Annotated in this window: 2 pseudogenes; both read left to right on the top strand. The window is 65.3% G+C overall.

The features are described from left to right. Nucleotides 1-1,102 precede the first annotated feature (1,102 nt). Nucleotides 1,103-1,525 (top strand): annotated as a pseudogene (locus B056_RS35900) (hypothetical protein); the annotation flags it as partial. A 604-nt stretch (nucleotides 1,526-2,129) separates the two neighbouring features. Further along, nucleotides 2,130-2,888 (top strand): annotated as a pseudogene (locus B056_RS35895) (reverse transcriptase domain-containing protein); the annotation flags it as partial. Nucleotides 2,889-2,981: the final 93 nt, after the last annotated feature.

The following is a 2,981-nucleotide window of genomic DNA, read 5'->3' as shown; positions in this document are numbered from 1 at the left end:
GGGATCGCCCATCTCTACAACATCAGCCGGACCGGCTGACCGGTCACGCGGACCGGCCACACCCCACCCAAACCGAGTTACGAAACAGCCTTTAGAATAGGGGTGTCAAATGTATAGGCTCAGGACATGCTTGACGCTCGGCGGCGTTGGCGCCGGCGCCCCACGTCGTGTTCTCGGTCGCGAGCCGCTTGATCAGCGTGGCGATCTCCGGGCTGACCGGTGGCCGTCCGGTCCGCTGCGGGTAGGTCCATCTCCGTGTGACCAGGCGGCGGTGCCACCGCAGGACGGTCCCCGGGGGTGACCAGCCGGTGGGCTCGCAGCGTCTTGGGTAGGAGTCGGACGAGTGCGGCGAGGAGCGCCCGGTCTGCCCAGTCCCATCGGGGCTTGGACTGGGTACGGCGCAGCACGGCGACCTCATGCCGTAACACGAGCAGCTCGATGTTCTTCGACGCCGACGAACGGCCGAGGAGGACCAGCCAGCCGCACACCCGAGCGAAGATCAGATAGAGCAGGCGGATGGACATAGCTGACCATCAGCCCGCCGGCTCCGTATGGCCGCACCTCCCCAGCTCACAGGCCCAGGCCGACTTCTGGCACCCCCCAGGCCCGGATCCCGGCGAACATGCCTGACGGCTCGATCTACTCACTGATCGCAGCCCAGGCGCCGTCACGGGGATAGCGCCCCATGGATCGGCCGCCGCAAAAACGGACGGTCTACCGGTCCCGATCTTGAGCGCCGTTGCAGGTCACGGCGCTGACGCGACCGGGCCAGACGAGCTCCGTTGCCACACAAGGCCCATACCTTGTGGCAACGTCCGTGAACACAGGCCTCGTGACCTTCCATCCGAAAAGCGGATGGTCAACTCCACCGTTTACGCAGGTCACCCGGGGTGGCAGACGGGCCGCGACCGGGACCACGCAACGGCGTTGCCACACTCGTTGCCATATAACGATCAAGAATTGATCGACAAATCCTGCTATTTCCGCAGGTCAAAAGGGTGGACCTAACGCAACACAATAAGAACCGCCTGATCTTGGTTCAAGGTCCCGAGATCACCGTCCGACCGGTCTCCACGAGGCTCCTGACCAGGGACGATGCCCAGTGAGCGCCCGGCCAGCAACCTCGCCAGCCGGATCGAACACACGTTCCGTAGACCTGGCGGTTCCGGGCGCTCCGGTCTGTCTGGTGACCGTGATCGTGGGGATCGTGGTCGGGTTGACGTTCCTGTTTGCGTTCGGGAACGTTGCGACGCTCGGTATCCGTCTGGGGGTGCCGACGTACGTCGCGTTCCTCGTGGCGCCGGCAGTCGATCTCTCAGTCGTGGCGCTGCTACTCGGGAGCCGCCAGCTCACTGTGAACGGAGGGCCGGCGAAGGTGCTGCGTTCGACGCGACGGCTACTCGTTTTCGCGAGCATGGTAACGCTGGCATTGAACATTGCGGAACCTCTGATTGCCGGCCAGTACGGCAAGGCGGCGTTCGACGCCGTCGGACCGTTGCTCCTTATCGGCTGGGCAGAAGTCGGCGTGCGCCACGAAGCAGTGTTTGACCGAGCGGAGGTGGAAGGACTCCGCCGCCGGCCCGTCGCAGCGGGCCGGCTGAAGCTGGGGGCAGTCTGAGTCCGGAGACGCGGGGAGGGCGGCAAGCAGCCCCGACAAAGCCGGGACGGGGCGGTACTGCCAGACGTTCCGGGTCCGGCGAGCGAGACGGAAATGTATACGTGCAGAAACCAGCGATTAAAGCCCCTCAAGCAGCCCACCAGCTCAAATCTGGCGGATATGGGCTGGGATGCGGTGCGCACCCTGGAAAACTTTCAGGGGAACTCCTGAACCGGTTCACCTATGACCGGATGGAGGCCACGGTGAAGGTCTGCGGCGTAGCCGTGGCGATGCCGCAGGGGCAGGAGCTGGGTGCCTCCTCCGTCGATCGGTTGAGCATTGAACGTGGGAACCGTCCCGAGCCGGTCCCATCCTCGGCACTCCATGTCGAGGGTGGGGTAGATGCGTCGTCCGTCGAAGGCGCGGGACGGGGCGGAGGCCCCGTAGTAGTCCGAGGGCGGGAAAGCCGTCCACATGGCGAAGGGGGCCAGCAGGCCCGCGGCGAAGACACGGGAATGCCAGGAGGCCGTTGGTGAATACCGACGATCCGGACGAGGCGTTGCACGACGCTGAACGCCGGGTACTGGAGATCCAGGCCAAGCTGCACCGTTGGGCGGTCGACGATCCTGGTCGACGGTTCGACGATCTGTACAACCTCGTCGCCGACCCCGCTTTCCTTCTGGTGGGCTGGGCTCGGGTGCGGAGGAACAAGGGCGCCCGGACCGCTGGAGTGGACGGTGTCACCGCCCGCGACGTGCGGGTCGGGCAGCGGGACGCGTCCCTGCTGGAACGACTGCGCGCCGATCTCAAGGCACGCGAGTTCCGCCCGCTACCAGTCCGGTCCGTGAACATCCCGAAAGCGAACGGCAAGATTCGCCGGCTGGGAATTCCCACGATCCGAGACAGGACCGTGCAAGCGGCCCTGAAACTGGTACTGGAGCCGATCTTCGAGGCGGATTTCCGCCCGTGTTCCTACGGGTTCCGCCCGAACCGTCACGCGCAGGACGCGGTGACCGAGACGTGGCACCTGGCCACCAACTCCTACGAGTGGGTGGTCGAGGGCGACATCGAGGCCTGCTTCGACCGGATCGACCACACGGCCCTGATGGGCCGGGTGCGCCGCCGGATCGGAGACAGACGCGTCTTGGACCTGGTCAAGGCCTTCCTGAAAGCCGGGATACTCGACGGCGACGGCCAGACCTGGGAGAGCGACGTCGGCACTCCGCAGGGCGGCATTCTTTCTCCGTTGCTGGCCAACGTGGCGCTGTCGGTTCTGGACGAGCACTTCGATCAGTGAGCATTTTCAAAGTTTGTTTTTCTAGATTCCCTCCTGTTCCAGGACGAAGACGGCCTGGGTGAACTCGCCGACCCGGCGTGGGCAGCC

This window comes from Parafrankia discariae (assembly GCF_000373365.1).
Classification (GTDB): domain Bacteria; phylum Actinomycetota; class Actinomycetes; order Frankiales; family Frankiaceae; genus Parafrankia; species Parafrankia discariae.
This window is presented reverse-complemented; position numbering and strand designations above follow the sequence as displayed.